Source organism: Actinomadura sp. J1-007 (assembly GCF_009793335.1).
GTDB classification, from domain to species: Bacteria; Actinomycetota; Actinomycetes; order Streptosporangiales; family Streptosporangiaceae; genus Spirillospora; species Spirillospora yumaensis.
Genome location: NZ_WING01000001.1, coordinates 2,454,608 through 2,474,091, shown reverse-complemented (window position 1 = coordinate 2,474,091; position 19,484 = coordinate 2,454,608). Strand labels below are relative to the sequence as shown.

General features: G+C 72.5%; 15 protein-coding genes. 12 read left to right on the top strand and 3 right to left on the bottom strand.

The window, feature by feature from the left end:
• Nucleotides 1–267: 267 nt before the first annotated feature.
• From GEV43_RS11170 to GEV43_RS11140, 7 genes are all read left to right on the top strand, one after another.
• The gene (locus GEV43_RS11170; RefSeq protein WP_160820628.1) at nucleotides 268–969 is read left to right on the top strand and encodes a hypothetical protein; all 702 of its coding nucleotides are present in this window, start codon (nucleotides 268–270) and stop codon (nucleotides 967–969) included.
• 199 nt (nucleotides 970–1,168) lie between these two features.
• The gene (locus GEV43_RS11165; RefSeq protein ID WP_160820627.1) at nucleotides 1,169–1,690 is read left to right on the top strand and encodes a gamma carbonic anhydrase family protein; all 522 of its coding nucleotides are present in this window, start codon (nucleotides 1,169–1,171) and stop codon (nucleotides 1,688–1,690) included.
• Between the two features lie 309 nt (nucleotides 1,691–1,999).
• The gene (locus GEV43_RS11160; RefSeq protein WP_160820626.1) at nucleotides 2,000–4,705 is read left to right on the top strand and encodes a hypothetical protein; all 2,706 of its coding nucleotides are present in this window, start codon (nucleotides 2,000–2,002) and stop codon (nucleotides 4,703–4,705) included.
• Nucleotides 4,666–6,468 carry an AAA family ATPase gene (locus GEV43_RS11155; protein ID WP_160820625.1) on the top strand — a complete coding sequence of 601 codons (1,803 nt, stop codon included), beginning with the start codon at nucleotides 4,666–4,668 and terminating at the stop codon, nucleotides 6,466–6,468. The genes GEV43_RS11160 and GEV43_RS11155 overlap by 40 nt, the downstream gene beginning before the upstream one ends.
• A 991-nt stretch (nucleotides 6,469–7,459) precedes the next feature.
• Nucleotides 7,460–7,645, top strand: a complete 186-nt coding sequence (locus tag GEV43_RS11150) for a hypothetical protein (RefSeq protein ID WP_160820624.1) — start codon at nucleotides 7,460–7,462, stop codon at nucleotides 7,643–7,645.
• A gap of 1,204 nt (nucleotides 7,646–8,849) precedes the next feature.
• Complete coding sequence (locus GEV43_RS11145; RefSeq protein WP_160820623.1) at nucleotides 8,850–9,467, top strand: DUF47 family protein; 618 nt, start codon at nucleotides 8,850–8,852, stop codon at nucleotides 9,465–9,467.
• Between the two features lie 134 nt (nucleotides 9,468–9,601).
• Nucleotides 9,602–10,627, top strand: a complete 1,026-nt coding sequence (locus tag GEV43_RS11140; protein ID WP_160824458.1) for an inorganic phosphate transporter — start codon at nucleotides 9,602–9,604, stop codon at nucleotides 10,625–10,627.
• A 69-nt stretch (nucleotides 10,628–10,696) separates the two neighbouring features.
• On the opposite strand, the gene GEV43_RS49970 is transcribed toward GEV43_RS11140, so the two are convergent.
• Nucleotides 10,697–12,121, bottom strand: a complete 1,425-nt coding sequence (locus tag GEV43_RS49970) for a bifunctional metallophosphatase/5'-nucleotidase (protein WP_375539087.1) — start codon at nucleotides 12,119–12,121, stop codon at nucleotides 10,697–10,699.
• A 23-nt stretch (nucleotides 12,122–12,144) separates the two neighbouring features.
• The gene (locus GEV43_RS49965) at nucleotides 12,145–12,396 is read right to left on the bottom strand and encodes a hypothetical protein (RefSeq protein ID WP_241682859.1); all 252 of its coding nucleotides are present in this window, start codon (nucleotides 12,394–12,396) and stop codon (nucleotides 12,145–12,147) included.
• A 125-nt stretch (nucleotides 12,397–12,521) separates the two neighbouring features.
• Here GEV43_RS49965 and mshD point away from each other — a divergent pair, with 125 nt between their 5' ends.
• From mshD to pstB, 5 genes are all read left to right on the top strand, one after another.
• Nucleotides 12,522–13,415, top strand: a complete 894-nt coding sequence (gene mshD / locus GEV43_RS11130; protein ID WP_160820622.1) for a mycothiol synthase — start codon at nucleotides 12,522–12,524, stop codon at nucleotides 13,413–13,415.
• Between the two features lie 1,146 nt (nucleotides 13,416–14,561).
• Nucleotides 14,562–15,611 (top strand): phosphate ABC transporter substrate-binding protein PstS, encoded by a 1,050-nt coding sequence (gene pstS, locus GEV43_RS11125; RefSeq protein ID WP_160820621.1) that lies wholly within the window; start codon nucleotides 14,562–14,564, stop codon nucleotides 15,609–15,611.
• 95 nt (nucleotides 15,612–15,706) lie between these two features.
• Nucleotides 15,707–16,687 carry a phosphate ABC transporter permease subunit PstC gene (gene pstC, locus GEV43_RS11120; RefSeq protein ID WP_309239587.1) on the top strand — a complete coding sequence of 327 codons (981 nt, stop codon included), beginning with the start codon at nucleotides 15,707–15,709 and terminating at the stop codon, nucleotides 16,685–16,687.
• A complete protein-coding gene (gene pstA / locus GEV43_RS11115) occupies nucleotides 16,684–17,583 on the top strand; it encodes a phosphate ABC transporter permease PstA (protein WP_309239586.1) in 900 nt (299 codons plus the stop codon). The genes pstC and pstA overlap by 4 nt, the downstream gene beginning before the upstream one ends.
• A gap of 35 nt (nucleotides 17,584–17,618) precedes the next feature.
• The gene (gene pstB, locus GEV43_RS11110) at nucleotides 17,619–18,395 is read left to right on the top strand and encodes a phosphate ABC transporter ATP-binding protein PstB (protein WP_160820620.1); all 777 of its coding nucleotides are present in this window, start codon (nucleotides 17,619–17,621) and stop codon (nucleotides 18,393–18,395) included.
• A gap of 168 nt (nucleotides 18,396–18,563) precedes the next feature.
• On the opposite strand, the gene GEV43_RS11105 is transcribed toward pstB, so the two are convergent.
• Nucleotides 18,564–19,286, bottom strand: a complete 723-nt coding sequence (locus GEV43_RS11105) for a response regulator transcription factor (protein ID WP_160820619.1) — start codon at nucleotides 19,284–19,286, stop codon at nucleotides 18,564–18,566.
• Between the last annotated feature and the right edge of the window lie 198 nt (nucleotides 19,287–19,484).

Sequence of the window (19,484 nt, the reverse complement as noted above, 5' to 3'; positions counted from 1 at the left end):
GCTTCGGCGCCGGGGAGCGGGCTTGACCACCGAGGGGGCGGGCTTGGCGGCGGCCGGTGCCGGTACGGGCGGCTTGCCCGCGGCCGGCGCGGCCGACGAGCTGGGCGACCCCGCGGACGGCGCGCCCGCGGACGGCGCGGCCGGCGACGGCGTTCCCGGCTGGGCGCCGGGCGCGGGCTGCTTGCGCTGCGCGGGCGGAGCCTGCCGGACGGCGTCCTCCACCATCTTCTCCAGCGGGCCCGCCTCGTTCTCCGCCGTCAGGAGCCGGTGCAGGGTGTCGTTGATCTCGGTGAGGCGCTGGAGCGCCTGGGTGTGGTTCTTGGTGAGCTGCGTCAGCCGCTGGGTGGCGCCTTCGTTGATGACGCTGGCGCGGCGTTCCGAAGCGGTGAGGGTGCGCTCGGCCTCCAGCCGCGCGCTCGTCACCGTCTGCTCCGCCTCCTGCTTGGCGGCCGACAGGACGCTCTCGGACTCCTTCTTCGCCGACGCGAGGACCTGGTCGGCCTTCTCCTGCGCCTGCGCGAGGTTGCGCTCGGCGTGCGCGCGGGCGTCGTCCACGATCCGCTTGGACTCGGACTCGGCGTCCTTGCGGATCTGCTGGCCCTTGGCCTCGGCCTCGGCCACCTTGTCCTGGGCCTCGTCCTCGGCCAGGTTGATGATCTGCCGCAGCCGGTCGCTCAGGTCGTCGCCGGTCGGCTTGCGGGCCTCGCGCACCTCGGCCATCTCGCGCCGGATCCGCTCCGCGTCGTCGTGGGCGCGGGCGAGCCGGGCCTCCAGTTCGCGGTGCTTTTGCTGCGTGCGGGCGATGTAATCCTCGACCTGGCGGCGGTTGAAGCCGCGCATGACGATCTCGAACTCGTAGGACTCTTCTTGGAGGAGGTTGGGAAGGATTTCTGCTTCGTTGCTCATGGTGCCTTGGGGGTCGTTGGCGGGGGTGATCACCCCGTCAGGGTCGGTTGCGCCAGATTATGAAACGTCGGCTTCGACTCTTGTCCGGTCCACCCCATTCGCGCAACCGGAACACCGTTCTCGCTCCCGTTTCTTCACTCGCGCCGCATCGCCAAAGCCTCTAATCCTAGTAAATCTTTCACTTATGTCCGGGAGGCGCGCCGAGGGTGCTTGGATGGGGTCCCCTCGTGCCCGCGCCCGGACGGCTTCTACGATCGGCCGCATGAGCTACGTGGGAACGTTGGGCGAGCATCGGCCGCGGATCGATCCCGAGGCGTGGGTCGCGCCGGGCGCCGTCGTCGTCGGGCGCGTGACGCTCGGCCGCGAGTCGAGCGTCTGGTACGGCTCGGTGCTGCGCGGCGACGACGAGGAGATCGTCGTCGGCGACGCCTGCAACATCCAGGACCTGAGCTGCCTGCACGCCGACCCCGGCCTGCCCGCCGTGCTGGAGGACCGGGTCAGCCTCGGCCACAAGGCCATGGTGCACGGCGCCCACGTCGAGACCGGCTCGCTGATCGGGATCGGCGCGATCGTCCTGAACGGCGCGCGGATCGGCGCGGGCACCCTGATCGCGGCGGGCGCGCTCGTGCCGCCGGGCAAGACGATTCCCTCAGGCGTCCTGGTCGCCGGTACGCCGGGACGCGTCGTCCGCGAGCTCACCGACGACGACCGGCTCGTCCTGGAGCACACGCCCCAGGTGTACGTCGACAAGGCCCGCCGCCACCGCGACGTCGACTGGACCTGACCCCCGCTCCTTTTCCGCCGCCGCACGTGGGTCGACTCCGGTCCCGCGCCGCCGCCGGGAGCGTCGGCCGGACCTCGCCCGCCGCCCTTCCGCTCCCGCCAGGGCGTCGGACGGAGCTGATCCGAGCCCCGCCGGTTCGTCCTTCGGGTGCTTCCTCGGCGTGCTCGTCAAGGGGGAATGCGGCTTATGTGACCAGCCAAAACGGCATTCCGGCCCCGTTGCGGGCGGACCGGGGCCCGGACGGCTGACTACGATGACCACGTGGTGTGGGGACCGGGCTATGGCAGTGCTCCGCCGCCCAGCCCCCAGATGGGGCAGGATCCGTTCGCGGCGGCCGAGCGCGACACGAGGGCGATGGTGGCGGCGGCGTGGTGGCCGTCCGCGCCTCCGCAGCAGCGCCAGCACGCCATCGGCGGGCGCATGCTCGTCCTGCCCGACGGCACCTGGTGGCTGTTCGGCGCGTGGGCCCGCTGGTACCGGCTGCACCCGTCCGACGGCCAGTGGTACCTGTGCCCGCCGCCCCGTTCGCCCGCCGTCCGGATGGCCGCGCGGCCCGCGCAGCAGGGCGCCGCGCAGGTCCCCGCGCTGCCGCCGCACGTCGTCCCGGCCGGGCCCGACTTCTCGTACGACCCGCCCGCCGCGCTGCCGTTCGTCGGGCACGGCCTCGCGGGCGACCTGACCTCGCGCGTGCGCGCGACCGTCGAGTCCGCCGCCACGCTGTCCGCCTCCGAGTACCCGCACTGGTGGTCGCAGTTCACGCCCGAGACGCCGTCCACCGTGGTCGTCGCGTGGGGCGTGATGCTGTGGTGCGCGTCCGCGCCCGCGTTCGACGCCCGCCTGGACGCCCAGATGCTCGACCTCTGGAAGCCGTACCGCGCCAAACCCCTCCCCGACGTGGACGGCCCGCGCTGGCTGACGCCGCCCGCGCTGGAGTCGCTCGTCGGCCTCTACTCCGAACGGCTCCGCGCCGGACGCGTTGACGCCGCCGTCGTGGTGCTGCGGACGATGTGGGCGGTCGCGAGCGCGCTGCGCGAGGACGTCCGGTTCCAGATCCGCGCCGACGCGCTGCTCGCCATCCTCGGCACCACCCTCAACAATCCGACCGTCGACTACGGCGCGCTGCCGTACGGCGACCAGGCCCTCGTCCAGGAGTGGCTGACCCGCTGCCCGCCGCACCTGGTGCCCGCGCTGCGCAGCGAGAGCTCGCCCGGCGACAACTTCCGGCACGCCTTCTACACGCTGAGCGAGGCCATCGCCGACATCGCCGGCGACCCGTCCGACCCCGCCTACATCGAGCCGCGCCACGTCGCCGCCGCGATGCTCGCCGCCGACCTCGACGTCGTCCGCAAGGACGTCGCGAACGGCGTGGTTCCCTGGCTCGACCCCGAGATCCGCTACACGGTGCAGGCGGTGTCCGAGCAGAAGGGCCACCCGCTCCGGCACCTCTGGCCGTCCGCCCTGCGGCTCCCCGAACCGCTCCGTTCCGCCGCCGGATCCGGCGCGTCCGCCGAGTCGCTCCTCGCCGCCATGTACGTGCTCGACCTCGCCTGGTGCCGCCTCGCCGGAGGCATGCCCGCGCGCCCGCGCGGCTTCCCCGTGCCCACCGCGATCATCGCCGGGATCATCGGAACGGCGCGCACCCGCGCCACCGCCGGAGCCACCACGAGCACTCCCACCCCGGGCGGGGCGTACAACGCCGCGTTCGGCCAGCCGCCCGCCCCGCCCTCTCCCTTCGGTACGCCTGGTTCGCCCGGTTTGCCCGGGTCGCAGAGCCAGCCGGGGATCGCCCCCGGCGCTCCGCCCGTGCCGCCGCCCGGTACGCCCGCGCAGCCCGACCGCCCGTTCGTCCAGCCGCCCGCCCAGCCGGGCCTCCAGGACGCCCCCGGCCCCGCTCCGTCCCCGCCCATCCAGGGCCAGCAGGCCGCCTTCGCCCCACCCGACCCCCACTTCGGCCCCCATCCCCGACTCCCGGCGACCCCACCCCGTACGGCGCCGCGGGCGGTGCCGGTGCGCCCGACCCGTACGGCGGCGCGGCCGGTGGCGTGGCCGGTGGCGCGGCCGATCCGTACAGAATTGGTGCGGCAGGGCCTTATGGGGCTGCCGCTCAGGCGAGCGGGCCCTACGGTGGCGGACCCGGTGGAGTGGCCGATCCGTACGCGGGGGGCGGCGAGCAGCAGCACGGCGAGTCCACCGCGCCAGACGACGAGCAGGACGAGAACATCGTTCCGCCCTACACCGAGCTCGGTTTCCAGCGGGCGGCGTCGCCGTCGCCAGGGCACGGCGGTCCGATGGGCGCCGTCGGGGCCGCTGCGGGGGCGAGCCCCATGGGAGCGCCGCCTCCGCCGCCCGTTCACGGCGAGCCTCCGGTACCCGCCGGGGCGTACGGGCATGGAACGCCGCCCGGACCATCCGGACCGCCCGGACCTCCAGTGCCGGAGCCGCAGGCAGCAGGCGCCGCGTTCGGGATGCCGGGCCCCAGCGCGGGCCAGCCACCCCAGCCGCCCCAGCCTCCGCCGCCGCACGGTGCTGCGCCGGGTGGTGCTGTGCCGGGTGGGGGCGGGCCGCAGTTCGGCGGGCCGCCTGGGGCGTCCGAGCCGCCCAGTGGGATTTCGCTGCCCGAAGAGGAGCACGACGACGAGTACGTGCCCCCGTACACCCAGCTCGGCTACCAGCCGTCCGGCGCGCCTCCCGCGCATGGCCTTCCGCCTGGCGCGGGCGTTCCGCCGTCGCCGATCGCGTCGCCCGAGCACGCGCCACCGCCTGCGCAGCAGCCCGGACCCGGACCGTCCCCGCAGCAGATCGACCCCTACGCGACCCGGATGGAGGATCCACCCGCGCCATCGCCCGTCCCACCGCCCCCCGCAACGCCGGGGCAGCCTGGTCCGCCCGGCCCGCCCGCCACGCCGGGGCCGCCGGGGCCGCCCGCGACGCCCGGTCCGCCTGGGACGCGCGTCCTGGGGATGGCCGACATGGAGATGGACGAGGATGAGGGCGAGCACCCAGGTACGCGGGTGATGTCCGAGACGATGGTCGGCAACTTCGACTTCCTCGACGACACCCCCTCACCCGAACGGCCCGTTCACGAGATCCCGCCCCCGCAGGACCGCGGCGACCGGCGGACGCTGGAACGCTTCGGCATCGGGTTCGTCTCCGGGCAGCATGACGCGGGCGAGCTGCTCGACGAGCTCCGCGCCCAGATCGAGGAGTGGAACGACCCGGCAGACGAGCCCGGCGGCAACGAGGACACCCGCGTGGACGGCGCGGGCGAGGCGACCAGGGTGGACGGCGCGCGGCCGTCCGGCGTGCCGGGGGTGCTGCTGGTCGGCCACCCCCACACCGGGCAGCGGCGGCTGGCGCGGATGATCGCGCTGACGCTCGCCGACGCGGGCATCGGCGACGGGGCGCTGCGCGCGCACGACGCCGAGGACGTCCGGGACGCGCCCGTCGACAGGATCACCGGGATCCTGCGGCAGACCGGCCCGGCGATCCTGTTCGAACGGCTCGACGTCGCGATCACGAGCGCGCAGGACCCGGTGGCGGTCGCCGCGGCCGTCCGGCGGGCCCGCCGAGACCGGGCGAACGTCACGCCGCTCATCGCGACGTGCGAGCCGCGCGCCTACAAGCGGCTCCTCCAGGACCACCCGAAGCTCGTCCAGGCGTTCCGGGTGCACCGGATGCCGGACCTCGCCGACCTCGACAACCGCATGACGCTGCTGCACCTGCTCGCCGACGAACGGCGCGTCACGGTCGGCGGCGCCGCGCTGGAGACCGCGCGCGACGATCTGGAACGGCTCCGCGGCCCCGGCGACCTCGTCAACGCGCGGCTGGTCGAGACCTACCTCGACCAGGCGTGCCAGCGCAGCCTGGAGCGCGCCGGGGCGTCCCGCGACCGGCTCGTTCTCACGCCGGACGACCTCGCCGGCGTCGCCGAAGGGATCGAGCCCGCGCTGCGCCCGCCCGGCGACATCGGCGGCTACCTGCGGCAACTCGACCAGCTCATGGGCCTGGACGAGGTGAAGGCGGCGGTGCGCGAACTCGCCGACGAGGCGGCGCTGGAGGCCGACCGCGCCCGCTACGGGGTGGCGGGCGACGGCGCGCGCCACCTGGTGTTCGTGGGGCCGCCCGGCACGGGGAAGACGACCGTCGCCGGACTCGTCGGCGGGATCTACGCGGCGCTCGGGCTCCTGGAATCGGGGCACGTGGTGGCGTGCCGCCCCGTTCACCTGGCCGGACGCGACCGGATCGACACCGAGAGCCGGGTCGCGAGCATGGTCGAGCAGGCGCACGGCGGCGTGCTGCTGATCCAGGAGGCGTACCGGCTGGACCGCACGCCCGCCGTCGTGGACGAGCTGCGCCGCCACATGAACGGCCGCGGCGCGCGTTTCGTCGTGGTCTGTTCGAGCCCGGCGGCGGAGATGGAGGGCTTCCTCGCGGGGAACCCGGCGCTGCGCGGGGAGTTCGGGCGGGTGCTGGAGTTCACCGGGATGGGCGACCGCGACCTGGTGCGGCTCTTCCAGAACTACGCCGAACGCGACCTCTACATGCTGGACGAGGAACTGCGCGTGGAACTGCTGTCGCGGTTCGAACGGCTGCGCGGCGACCCGGCGTTCGCCTACGCCCGGACGGTGCGGCTGCTGTTCGAGCAGACCGTGGCGCGGCAGGCGGCACGGCTCGCGGGCGCCGACGTCAACGCCGCGACCGTCGCCCGCCTCACCGACCGCGACCTCCCCGAATCGCCCCTGGAACAGATGCTCGGCGACTTCCACCAGGGCACCTGACCCCCGCGCCCCCACCCGCCCCGCCCCAGCACCCACCCCACCACGCGCCCCCGGCGCTCGGTCCTGGCGCGCGGTCTCGGTACGCGGCCCCGGGGCGTGAGCCCGGGGCGCGGTGTCGGTGCGCGAACCCGGCACGCGGTCTTGGTGCGCGAACCCGGTGCGCGAACCCGGTGCGCGAACCCGGTGCGCGAACCCGGCGCTCGGTCCCAGCACCCGGCCCGCTGCGCGGCCCCGGCGCACGGTCCCGGCCGCGCGGACTCGGCGCCCGGCGCCCGGCGGACTTAGCGTGCGCACCGGGCACGCGATCCCAGCGCACGGACCGGGCGCCCGGGGCATGCCCCGGCGTCCAGCGGACTTAGCGCGCGTACCGGGCGCACGCATCCGGCGCGTGGGCCTGGCGCCCGCCGCACGCACCGGGCGCGCGGATGTAGCGCAGGCCCCCGGCGCGGGAGGTCGGTGTGCGGCCCCGGCGCTCGGTCCCAGCACCCGGCCCGCCGTGCGGCCCCGGCGCATGGTCCCGGCCGCGCGGTCTCGGCCGCGCAAACTCGACGCCTGGTGTCCGGCGGACTTGGCGTCCGCACCTGGCACGCGGCTCCGGCGCACGGACCTGGCGCACGGACCTGGTGCCCGGGCACGCCGCGGCGTTCAGCGGACTTAGCGCGCGGACCTGGCGCACGCATCCGGCGTGTGGGCCTGGCGCCCGCCGCACGCACCCGTCGCGCGGACGTAGCGCACGCGCCCGGTGCGGGAGTTCGGTGTGCGGTCCCGGCGCACGAACCGGCGCGTGCCGCTCCGTCGTGTGCTGCCCGGTCGCGCGGAGTGCCGACGGTGTACGGGGGGTGATCCCGGCGAGCGGGGCGCATCATGGCGCGCCACCCGGGAAGACCAGTAGGTGGAGTGGTCCCCGAATGGCTCTCTTGGGTCATGTGCCCGGCGGGGCGGGACGCGTAGCCTCGACCCTGGGTGTGGGGAACGAACGGAGGTGGACGCGGTGCGCCAGCAGAACCTTGATCTGCGCGTCCACGACCGTGTCGCTCTGGACGAGATCGAGCTGTACGCCGAGATGCTCAGTGCGGTGGCGGACGCCGAGCGGCCGCTGACCATCACCGAGATCGACATGGTGCTCGGAGTTCGTCCGGACGAGATCGGTCGTCGGGAGCTGACGCGGCAGGACTAGTCCGCGCCGGCCGCCGACCGGGGGCGCCTCGCGAAGGGGCGTCCCCGGTTACGCATTCTAGGCCGTCCGTAACGCCCACACGCCAACCCAACTCCTCGAACCACCCCTGCGTACGCCCGCCCGCGCAACTCCGTACGCTTCCCGTACGCCCGCTCGCTCGCGCGTCCATATGCCTCCCGTACGCGCGCCCGCTCGGTGCGCCTCCCGTACGCGCGCCCGCCCGCGCGGCCCGTACGTCTCCCCGCGCGGCACCGTCGTGCACCCCGCCCGCTCGCGCGACACCGTACGCCTCCCCACGCAGCCCCGTATGCCTATCCGCGTGGCACCACCGTGCACCCCGTCCCGCGCGGCCCCGTAGGCTCCCCGCGCGGCCCGTACGCTCCCCGTGCGGCACCGCCGTGCGGCCCGGCCCGTGCATCCCGCCCCGTGCACCCCGCCCCGCGCGGTCCGTACGTCTCGCCGCGCGGCACCACCGTGCGGACCGCCCCGTGCACCCGCGCGCGGCACCGCTGGGCGGACCCGCCCCGCGCGACACCGTACGCGTCCCCCGCGCAGCTGCGGGCGTTCGCTCGTGCAGGGCCATCGGATCGCTCTCGCGGCCCAATCCATATCCGGGTCTCTCGGGCGGTGTGGCCTTCCCGGGGCGGTCATGTCAGGTTTTTCTGTCAGGGGCTGGGGTGAGGGGGTTCGGGGCCGGTCGTGGCCGGTTCGGGTGTGCGCATCGGGGGTGTGGGGTGTTCGGGCAGGGTACGGTTCGCGCTCTCGTTCGCCCCAGCGGTCCCGTCAGGCTCCCCTCTTGCCTCTCGCTGCGGCGAACGCGGGGCGCGGTGGTGTGGTGGGCGGGGGTTGGCCACGGAACGTCACCGGTTGCGAGGGGGTGTTCGCTGGCGTCGGGCGGGCCCTGCGACCCGTCCGACCTCGGTGCCGATCCGGCGGATGGGACGGGTGGGAGTGGTGGCGGGCTCGCTGTAAGGAATCTCACTCTTCGAAGTCGTCACTCTCCGTACGGATATCTGACGGGGGCGCGGCTACGGTGCATCCGCCCAGTTAGGGCCGTGTGTCGCGGGTGTGCACCTGGTGATCTAGGGCAACCTTGTAGGTGAGAGGATGGGTGACACCGGCCGAAGCTGGGGCAAAGGTTCTTTTTACGGCTGGTTGCGCCTACGATCCTCTGCGGACCGTTCCGGCACATCAGGAGAACGACGTGCGCTTGCGTCTCACGCCGCGTGAGGACAGCTTCTACGACATGTTCGCCGACTCGGCGAACAACCTGGTCACCGGCGCCAGGCTGCTCGTGGAGCTCATCAGCGACGGCGCCGACCGGGAAGCCATCGCGGAGAAGATGCGCGCCTGCGAGCATGCGGGCGACGAATGCACTCATGCGATCATGCGCCGGCTGAACGAAACGTTCATCACCCCGTTCGACCGCGAGGACATCTACCGGCTGGCCTCGACGATCGACGACGTGATGGACGAGATGGAAGAGGCCGCCGACCTCGTCGTGCTCTACAAGATCAACGAGTTTCCAAAGGGCATCGTCCACATGGTGGAGGTGCTGGAGCGCGCGGCGGAGTTGACCGCTGAGGCCATGCCCCGGCTGCGCTCGATGAAGGAGCTCAACGAGTACTGGATCGAGATCAACCGCCTGGAGAACCAGGGCGACCAGGTGTACCGCAAGCTGCTGGCGCACCTGTTCAGCGGCGAGTACGACACCCTCGACGTGCTGAAGCTGAAGCAGATCATCGACCGGCTGGAGGAGGCCGCCGACGCGTTCGAGCACGTGGCCAACACCGTCGAGACCATCGCGGTCAAGGAGTCATGAGCGTGACCGGCGAGCCGGGGGCGACCCTCACCAAGGACGCCGAGCCCGGCGGTGACCCGACGCTGGGCGAGCAGGCCACCCGGCGGGTGCCCGGCAAGGCGTGGCTCGGCCTGCTCGCCGGGATCGTGCTGGTCATGGCGGCGGGCGCGATCGGGCTGAAGTCCGACGCGCAGGCCGCCGTGCTCGTCCTGGTGATCGTCGTCGCGCTCGTCTTCGACTACACCAACGGCTTCCACGACGCGGCCAACGCGATCGCGACGTCGGTGTCGACGCGGGCGCTGACCCCGCGCGCGGCGCTGCTGATGGCCGCGGTGATGAACATGCTCGGCGCGCTGCTCGGCGTCGAGGTCGCCAAGACCGTCAGCGAGGTGATCAAACCGCCGGACGGCCTGCACGGGCTCACCGTCGTCGCGGCGGGCGTGCTCGGCGCGATCACCTGGAACCTGATCACCTGGTACTTCGGCCTGCCGTCCTCGTCCTCGCACGCCCTGATCGGCGGCGTGGTCGGCGCGGGCCTCGCGTCGGCGTCGTCGGTGCACTGGGAGAAGGTCGTCGACAAGGTCGCGATCCCCATGGTCGTGTCGCCGGTCGTCGGGTTCTTCCTGGCGTACCTGGTGATGGTGGCGCTGCTGTGGATCTTCAGGAAGGCCAATCCGAGCCGCGTCGGCCGCCGGTTCCGCATCGCGCAGTCGCTGTCGGCGGCGTCGATGGCGCTCGGCCACGGCCTCCAGGACGCGCAGAAGACGATGGGCATCATCGTCCTCGCGCTCGTCACGACCGGGCACTCCAACGGCGACTCGGTGCCGCTGTGGGTGATCGTCTGCTGCGCCGGCGCGCTGTCGCTCGGCACGTACGCCGGCGGCTGGCGGATCATGCGGACGCTCGGCCGCAAGGTGATCGAGCTGGATCCGCCGAAGGGGTTCGCCGCGGAAGCGACCTCCTCGATCATCCTCTACGCGGCCGCCTACATCTGGCACGCTCCAATCTCGACCACCCACACGATCACCTCGGCGATCATGGGCGTCGGCGCCACCAAGCGCCTGTCGGCCGTCCGCTGGGGCGTGGCGGGCAACATCGTCGTCGCGTGGGTGCTCACCATGCCCGCCGCGGCGGCCGTCGCCGCGATCGTCTACTGGCTCGTCCACTTCTTCGGCGCGTGACGCCCTCCCCGCCCCCGAGTTCCAGGTCCAGGCCCGGGGGAGACGGGGAGAGCGGCGTGGCGCGCCGGTTCAGCTTCCGGAGATGCGGTCGAGCTTCGGCGGGGCGATCGTTCCGGCCGAGCCGAGGTAGGCGACGAAGCCGTCCAGGTCGATCGGGCCGAGGACCTGGTCCTTGCCCTCGGTGAACGTGGTGAAGCCGTCCCCGCCGCCGAGCAGGAAGTTGTTCGCGGCGACCTTGTAGACGGCGGCCGGGTCCACCGCCTTGCCGTCGATCGTGATCGCCGAGACCCGGTCGCCGACCGGCCTGCCGCGGTCGATGGTGAAGCGCAGTCCCGCGGACGGCTGGAGGATCTTCTCACCCGCCGCCGTCCACTGCTGCTCCAGCAGCTTGTCGAGCTGCGCGCCGGTCAGAGACGTGACGCCCATGACGTTGCTGAACGGCTGGACCGCGAACGCCTCGCCGTACGTCACGACGCCGTCGCCCTCGGAGCCGCTCGCCTTGTAGACCAGGTCGGTGCGGACGCCGCCCGGGTTCATCAGCGCGACCTGCGCGCCCTTGTCCTTCATCGAGGCGGCCTGGGCGTCGGCGACGACGTCGCCGAGCGCGGTCTCACCGGTCGGGGACGGGGCGCGCGTCAGGTCCGCGCTGATCCTGCCGACGGGCTTGTTGGCGATCTCCGCGACCCGTTCCTTCCAGGTCTGGACGAACGCCTGCGTCCTCGGGTCGGGCGGGACGTCCCGCGTGACCACGTGGTTGTCGCCCTTGAGAGACGAGCGGACGATGTCGCCGGTGCGCCTGTTCACCTGGAAGTCGACCTGGGTGACGACCCGTCCGAACGACGACCCGGACGAGTACAGCCGCGGGCGCCCCTTCGGGTCGGGCACCGAGCAGACGTACTGCTGGTGGGTGTGCCCGGCGAGGACGACGTCGATCTCGGGGTCGGCCTCCTTCGCGATGCGCGTCCCGGCGCCCGGAACGACGCCGCACGCGTCCGGCCGCTGCCCGGCCGGGACCTGGTCGCCCTCGTGGACGAGCAGCACCATCGCCCGTACGCCGCGCCGCTTCAGCTCCCGGGCGGACCGATTGGCCGCGGCCACCTCGTCGTCGAAGCGCAGGCCCTTGATGCCGTCCGCGGTGACGATGGACGGCGTCGTCTTCGTGACCACGCCGATGAACCCGACCCGCACGCCGTTGATCCGCCGGATCGTCCACGGCTTGAGGACGGGCTTGCGGGTGGCCTCCTTCACGACGTTCGCGGAGAGGTAGTCGAACTTCGCGCCCTTCCACCTGCCCGCGGGGGAGCAGCCGTCCTTCGGGTGGCAGCCGCCCCACTGGATGCGCTGGAGCTCCCGGTAGCCCTCGTCGAACTCGTGGTTGCCGACCGCGGACGCCGTCACGCCGACGTCGCCGAGGAACTGCACCGACGGCTCGTCGTGGTAGGCGGCCGAGATCAGCGGCGAGGCCCCGATCAGGTCGCCTTGAGCGACCGTCAGCGTGTGCCGGTCGGCCAGCCGCTTCAGATGGGTCGCGACGTACGCCGCGCCGCCCGCCGGGACCGACGCGCCGTTCTCGTCGACCGCGGTGCCGGAGCTGCCGGTCGGGGTTCGAGGTTGCCGTGGAAGTCGTTGAGGGCGAGGAGCCGTACGGACGCGGCGGATGCGGGCCGGGACGCGCCCGGCTGCGCGGCGGCCGGCTGCGTCGCCGCGGCCAGGCCCGCCACCGCCAGCCCCGCCGCCGCGAAGGACAGGGTCGTGCGTCGTCGAGTCATTCCCGCAACCTAGGTAAGCGCGGCATACGCTTCCCAGCGGCTCCATGACGTTTTCGTGACGTTTTGACCAGTCCGAGAGGCCCGCCCCGGACGGTCCGCCCGTCCGGCCGCATAGGCTGGCGATCATGGGTGAGGTGCAGGCGCTGGCGAAGCTGGACGAACCGGAAATCGCGCAGGTGGTGGCGCTGGTCGACGCCGCCGCCAGAGCCGACGGCGTGGGACCGCTCTCCGAGCACTCGCTGCTCGCGCTGCGCGGCGGCGGACCCGGCTTCACCGTGTCCGACGGTGGGAGCGTCGTCGCGTACGCCCGCCTCGATCCCGCGACCGACGACGAGAGCGCCTCGGGCGAACTGGTCGTCCACCCCGGCCACCGCCGCCGGGGCCACGGCCGCGCCCTGCTCCGCGCCCTCCTGCGCGAGGCCGGCGGCCCGCTGCGCGTGTGGGCGCACGGCGACCTGCCCGCGGCCGCGAAGCTCGCCTCGTCCGAAGGGCTCGACCGCGTCCGCGCCCTGTTCCAGATGCGCCGCCCCGCCGCCGAACCGCTGCCGCCCGTCCAGATCGCCGACGGCGTCCGCGTGCGCCCCTTCGAGGTCGGACGGGACGAGCAGGCGTGGCTGGAGGTGAACGCCCGCGCGTTCGCCGACCACCCCGAGCAGGGCGCCTGGACGATCGACGACCTGCGCGGCCGGGAGGCGGAGGACTGGTTCGACCCCGAGGGCTTCTTCCTCGCCGAACGCACCACCGTCGAGCCGGGCCGCCTCGTCGGCTTCCACTGGACCAAGATCCACCCCGACGGCCTCGGCGAGGTCTACGTCGTCGGCGTCGACCCGTCCGCCCAGGGCCTCGGCCTGGGCCGCACGCTCACCCTCACCGGCCTGCACCACCTGCGCGACCGCGGCGTCCCGCAGATCCTGCTGTACGTGGACGAGTCCAACACCTCCGCCGCCCGCCTCTACGAGTCCCTGGGCTTCACCCGCCACGCCGTAGACGTCATGTACGGCCCCGCCCCCCGCCCTTAACCCCGCCTGGGCCCTTGCCCTGCTTCGCGCATGCGTTCGCCCGCGCCCTGCGCTCACTCGCCGCTCCCCGCATCCGCGTCCTGTGCCTGCTCGCCGCGTCGGGTGCGCGTGTCCGGCGTCCGCTCTCCGCGTCCGCTCTCCGTGCTGAGGACGCGGCCTCGGGATGGGTCCCCGTCACCCGGGTTTTCAGCTCTGCGGAACGTGGCTGCCCCTCTCCGAAAGCATTAAAATCGGGCCCCTCCCGCCCGGGGCGGACCGCTTACATCCATGGTCAAGCCCCGAATCAGCAAGGGGAAGCAGAACGGAATTCTGGGGATAACTAGCCGTCACGGGTGGGCCCCGTTCGGCCCTCCCGGGAGATACCCCAGGTGAACGCACGACACATCGCCCATATCCGGTCACGTGATCAAGGCCGCTGCCGGGGACGCGGGCTGAGCGATGCGCGAGAGATGCCGGGCGGGCGGCGGCGCGCCGCGGCGCTACGCGGCCGTCCCTCCCCGTCGCGGTAAAGCAGTCCGGGCGCTTAGTACGGGCGCGCCTTACGGCTGTCAGCGAGCCGGCGCCGACGGTGTGGCGGCGAGGGCGCGGGTGATGAGGCGCCGGACGGGCGGGCGGCGGGGGAACGCGGCGCAGTGCGACGCGGTCGTCCTCCCGGTTGCGGTAAGGCAGTCCGGGTGCCTAGTGCGGGCGCGCCTTAACTGCTGTCAGTGAGCCGGCGTCGGCGGTGTGGCGGCGGGGGCGCGGGGGCAAGGGGTGGGCGGGCGGAGCTGGGGAGATGGGCGGGACGGGGGCGGGGCGGGGGCGCCGGCGCCGGCTGAACGGGGGGTTGTGCCCTCAGGTCATGTGACCGAAACGCCTGGTATGTCTGGCGTTTCGGACGTGTTGACCTGCGGTGTTAACCCGGCGTCCATGCCGGGTCGGGACATTCTTCGCGGCTCTGCCGATCTCGGTTCATGCTGCGTTCACCTGGATCGGGGTGAGTGGACACCTCCCCTGCTTAGCGTCACATCCGACGGTCCCCCCACTACCTGGACAAACACGTCCACCCCCGGTTGGGGAGCCCGCCCCAACGAATCTAAGAGGAGACCCTCCGGTGAAGAACGGTTCACGACTGGCCGCCCTGGGCGGTGTGGTCGTCGCGGGGCCTTGGCCCTCACCGCGTGCGGGAGTGACGACAACTCCGGCGGCAGCGCCAGCTCGGCCCCGACCGGCGACATCGACTGTGCCAAGGCGACGGTCAACGCTGCCGGTTCCAGCGCGCAGAAGAACGCCATCGAGGAATGGACCAAGCTGTACGCACAGAAGTGCGCGGGGGCCAACCTCAACTACAACCCGAGCGGCTCGGGCGCCGGGATCCAGGCGTTCACCTCGGGCCAGGTGGCCTTCGCGGGTTCGGACTCGGCGTTGAAGCCCGAGGAGGTCGGTCCGGCCAAGCAGCGCTGCCAGGGCTCCAACGCCCTGAACCTGCCGATGGTCGTCGGCCCGGTCGCGGTCGTCTACAACGTGCAGGGCGTGGACGGGTTGAAGCTGTCGTCCGAGACCATCGCGGGGATCTTCGCGGGCAAGATCAAGACCTGGAACGATCCGGCGATCGCCAAGGAGAACTCCGGCGCCAAGCTGCCGTCCTCGCCGATCAAGCCGATCTACCGCGCGGACGAGTCGGGCACGACCGACAACTTCACGAAGTACCTGAACAAGACCGCGCCGAAGATCTGGACGTGGGAGCCCGCCAAGAAGTGGCCGAACTCGACCGGCCAGGGCGCCAACAAGTCCGACGGCGTCTCGTCGCAGGTCAAGAGCACCGCGGGCGCGATCTCCTACGTTGAGCTGTCGTTCGCGACCAACAACAAGCTCCAGACCGCGCAGGTCAAGAACGGCGCCGGCGAGTACACCACCCTCTCGCCCGACAGCGCCTCCAAGGCCGTCGCGGGCGCGCAGGTCGTCGGCACCGGCAACGACGTCGCGCTGAAGATCGACTACGCCACCAAGGAGGCCGGGGCCTACCCGATCATCCTGGTGACCTACGAGGTGGCGTGCGAGAAGGGCCTGCCGGCCGAGCAGTCCAAGTTCGTCAAGTCGTTCCTGACCTACACCTCCAGCGCCGACGGCCAGAAGATCCTCACCAACCTGGGCTACGCGCCCCTGCCCCCGAGCGTGCTCAGCAAGGTCCAGGCGTCCGTGAAGGCCCTGGCCTGACCACCGACCCCGACTCCGACAGCCCCGTCGCCGCAGGATCCGGCGACGGGGCCGGTCCGGGTTCCGCCGATGATGCCACCCGAGGAGGACCCCCCGTGAGCAGCGAAACCGGCGTCGAGACGGCCGCCGGAGCCAGACACCGCGCCACCGGCCGGCGCATGAGCACCGGCCGGGCCGGCGACAAGATCTTCGTCTCCGCGGCGCGCGGCTCCGGCATCCTGGTGCTGGCCATCATGGCGGCGATCGCGATCTTCCTGGTCTGGAAGGCGGTCCCGGCGCTCCAGGACAACGACGCCAACTTCCTCACCTCCGAGGACTGGAACCCGAACGCGACGCCCCCGAAGTTCGGCATCGCCCAGCTCGCGTTCGGCACGGTCGTGTCGTCGCTGCTCGCGCTGATCATCGCGACGCCGGTGGCGATCGGGATCGCGCTGTTCATCGCGTTCTACTCACCGCGCCGCCTCGCCTCCCCGCTCGGCTACGTGGTGGACCTGCTCGCCGCCGTCCCGAGCATCGTGTACGGGCTGTGGGGCCTGCTGCTGCTCGCCGGGAACATGGAGGGCGTCTCCAAGTTCCTCAACACCGTCCTCGGCTGGATCCCGCTGTTCGGCGGCGACAGCCCCGGCCGCAACTCGATCTTCACCGCCTCGGTGGTGCTGGCGATCATGATCCTGCCGATCATCTCCTCGCTCTCCCGCGAGGTGTTCGTCCAGGTCCCGCGGGCCAACGTGGAGGCGGCGCTCGCGCTCGGCGCGACCCGCTGGGAGACGATCCGGATGGCCGTGCTGCCGTACGGCCGCTCCGGCATGATCGGCGCCTCGATGCTCGGCCTCGGCCGCGCGATGGGCGAGACGATCGCGGTCGCGATGGTGCTGACGTTCGTGCCCGGCATCAACGTGCACATCCTGGAGGACGGCGGCAGCACGTTCGCCGCCAACATCGCCAAGAGCTTCGGCGAGGCGAGCACCACCGGCCGCGGCGCCCTGATCGCCTCGGGCCTCGTGCTCTTCGTGATCACCCTCATCGTCAACATGGCCGCCCGGGCGGTCGTCGCCCGCCGCAAGGAGTTCGTGTGACCTCCCCGACGCTGACCAAGAAGCAGACCTCGCTGAGCTCGGTCTCGTTCGGCCGCAAGGCCAAGGACCGCACCGTGCAGGCCCTGGTCTACCTGGCGTTCCTGCTGGCGCTCATCCCCCTGGTCTCGGTGCTGTGGACGGTCGTCAAGAACGGCGCGGGCCGCTTCGACGGGGTGTTCTTCGGCCACTCGATGAACGGCGTCGCGGGCAAGGACGCGGGCGGCGGCGCCTACCACGCCATCCTCGGCACCCTCGAACAGGTCCTGATCACCACCGCGATCGCCGTCCCGATCGCCGTGCTGACGGCCGTCTACCTCGTCGAGTACGGCGCGGGCGGACGGCTCGCGCGCGTGATCAGCTTCTTCGTGGACGTCATGACGGGCATCCCGTCGATCGTCGCGGGCCTGTTCGTGCTGGCGCTGTGGCTGCTCGCGCTCGGGTTCTCGTTCTCCGGGTTCGCCGGGGCGCTCGCGCTGACGATCCTCATGATCCCGACCGTGGTGCGGGCGACCGAGGAGATGCTCAAGCTCGTCCCGAACGACCTGAGAGAGGCGTCGTACGCGCTCGGCGTGCCGCGCTGGCGGACGATCTGCTTCGTCGTGCTGCCGACCGCCCTGCCCGGGATCATCACCGGCATCATGCTCGCGGTCGCCCGGGTGATGGGCGAGACCGCGCCGCTGCTGCTGACGATCTTCGTCACCAAGGCGATCAACACCAACCCGTTCGCGGAGCCGCAGGCGTCGCTGCCGACGTTCATCTGGGACCAGGCGGCCGACCCCAACCAGAACTCCATCGACCGGGCCTGGGCGGGCGCGCTCGTCCTCATCCTGATCATCATGCTGCTCAACCTGGCCGCCCGGTTCGTCGCGCGCCGCTTCAAGGCGACCGGCCGCTGAGCCCCCGACCCCACCCAGACAGGAGCAACCTCCCCATGGCCAAGCGGATCGAAGTGTCCGGGCTGCACGCCTACTACGGCGGCGTCCATGCCATCGAGGACATCTCGATGACGGTCGAGCCCCGTTCGGTGACGGCGTTCATCGGGCCGTCGGGCTGCGGAAAGTCCACCTTCCTGCGCACCCTGAACCGGATGCACGAGGTGATCCCCGGCGCGCGCGTGCAGGGCAAGGTGATGCTCGACGACGAGGACCTGTACGCCTCGTCCGTCGACCCGGTCGCCGTACGGCGCGTGGTCGGCATGGTGTTCCAGCGGCCCAACCCGTTCCCCACCATGTCGATCTACGACAACGTCGCCGCGGGCCTGAAGCTGAACGGCGTGCGCCGCAAGAGCCGGCTCGACGAGATCGTCGAGGAGTCGCTCCAGGGCGCCAACCTGTGGAACGAGGTCAAGGACCGGCTGACCAAGCCCGGCGCGGGCCTGTCGGGCGGGCAGCAGCAGCGGCTGTGCATCGCGCGCGCCATCGCCGTGCAGCCGCAGGTGCTGCTGATGGACGAGCCGTGCTCCGCGCTCGACCCCATCTCCACGCTGGCGATCGAGGACCTCATCGCCAAGCTGAAGAGCCAGTACACGATCGTGATCGTCACGCACAACATGCAGCAGGCCGCCCGCGTCAGCGACCGCACCGCGTTCTTCAACATCGCCGGGACGGGCCAGCCGGGCCGCCTCATCGAGATCGACGACACCAGCAAGATCTTCACGAACCCCGAGCAGAAGGCCACCGAGGACTACATCACCGGCCGCTTCGGCTGACCCACGCCGCGGCCCCCGTCCGTCCCCGGCCGTCTCGCCGGTCCCGGCCGTCCCATCGGGCCGTGCCCCCGGCCACCGGCCCCGCCGCGTCCACCGCGGCGGGGCTCGACGCGCTGAACGCCTACGCGGCGGGGCTCGACGCGCCGGGCGGCTGCGGGGCGCGGACGGCTACGGGGCGGGGACGGGGGTCTTCTCCTCGGCGTCGCCGCCGGGGCGGTGGTCGGGGACGAAGCGGTAGCCGACGTTGCGGACGGTGCCGATCAGGCTCTCGTACTCCGCGCCGAGCTTGGCGCGCAGGCGCCGTACGTGCACGTCCACGGTGCGGGTGCCGCCGAAGTAGTCGTAGCCCCAGACCTCCTGGAGGAGCTGCGCGCGCGTGAAGACCCGGCCCGGGTGCTGGGCGAGGTACTTCAGCAGCTCGAACTCCTTGAACGTCAGGTCCAGCACCCGGCCGCGCAGCCGCGCGGTGTAGGTGGCCTCGTCGATGGTCAGCTCGCCGCTGCGGATCTCGCCGGGCACGTCGTCGGCCTCGGCGACCGCCGCCGCGCGGCCGACCGCGAGGCGCAGCCGCGCCTCCACCTCGGCGGGTCCGGCGGTCTGCACCAGCAGGTCGTCCAGGCCCCACTCCGGGCTGAGCGCGGCGAGGCCGCCCTCGGTCACGATGCCGAGCAGCGGGCAGTCGAGGCCCGTCGTGCGCAGCAGCCGGCACAGGCTCTTGGCCTGGACCAGGTCGCGGCGGGCGTCGACCAGCACCACGTCGGCGGGCGGGGCGTCGATCAGCGCGGATCCCTCGGCCGGTGCGACGCGCACGGAGTGCAGCAGGAGCCCGAGCGCGGGCAGGACCTCGTCGGAAGGCTCCAACGCGTTGGTCAGCAAGAGCAAGCTGCTCAAGTGCCGCCTCCTCGTCAAAAAGACGTAGGACCCAGGCGGCTCAACGTCGAAGCCCGGCAACGGCCATCGGCTTCGAGACGAGGTGACCATGAAGGGCTTCGCGTTGAACTCCATGGCCTCGTCGCCCGGATCCCTCGCCACGAGCATATCCGAGCACGCCATCGGGGCAATGGCCGGTTCGCGTCGTCCTGACGAGAG

Coding starts and splice junctions, on each gene's coding strand:
- GEV43_RS11165 (WP_160820627.1), top strand. CDS start 1,169: ATGAGCTACGTGGGAACGTTGGGCGAGCATCGGCCGCGGATCGATCCC.
- GEV43_RS11160 (WP_160820626.1), top strand. CDS start 2,000: ATGGGGCAGGATCCGTTCGCGGCGGCCGAGCGCGACACGAGGGCGATG.
- GEV43_RS11155 (WP_160820625.1), top strand. CDS start 4,666: ATGGACGAGGATGAGGGCGAGCACCCAGGTACGCGGGTGATGTCCGAG.
- GEV43_RS11140 (WP_160824458.1), top strand. CDS start 9,602: ATGGCGGCGGGCGCGATCGGGCTGAAGTCCGACGCGCAGGCCGCCGTG.
- GEV43_RS49965 (WP_241682859.1), bottom strand. CDS start 12,396: ATGACTCGACGACGCACGACCCTGTCCTTCGCGGCGGCGGGGCTGGCG.
- mshD (WP_160820622.1), top strand. CDS start 12,522: ATGGGTGAGGTGCAGGCGCTGGCGAAGCTGGACGAACCGGAAATCGCG.
- pstB (WP_160820620.1), top strand. CDS start 17,619: ATGGCCAAGCGGATCGAAGTGTCCGGGCTGCACGCCTACTACGGCGGC.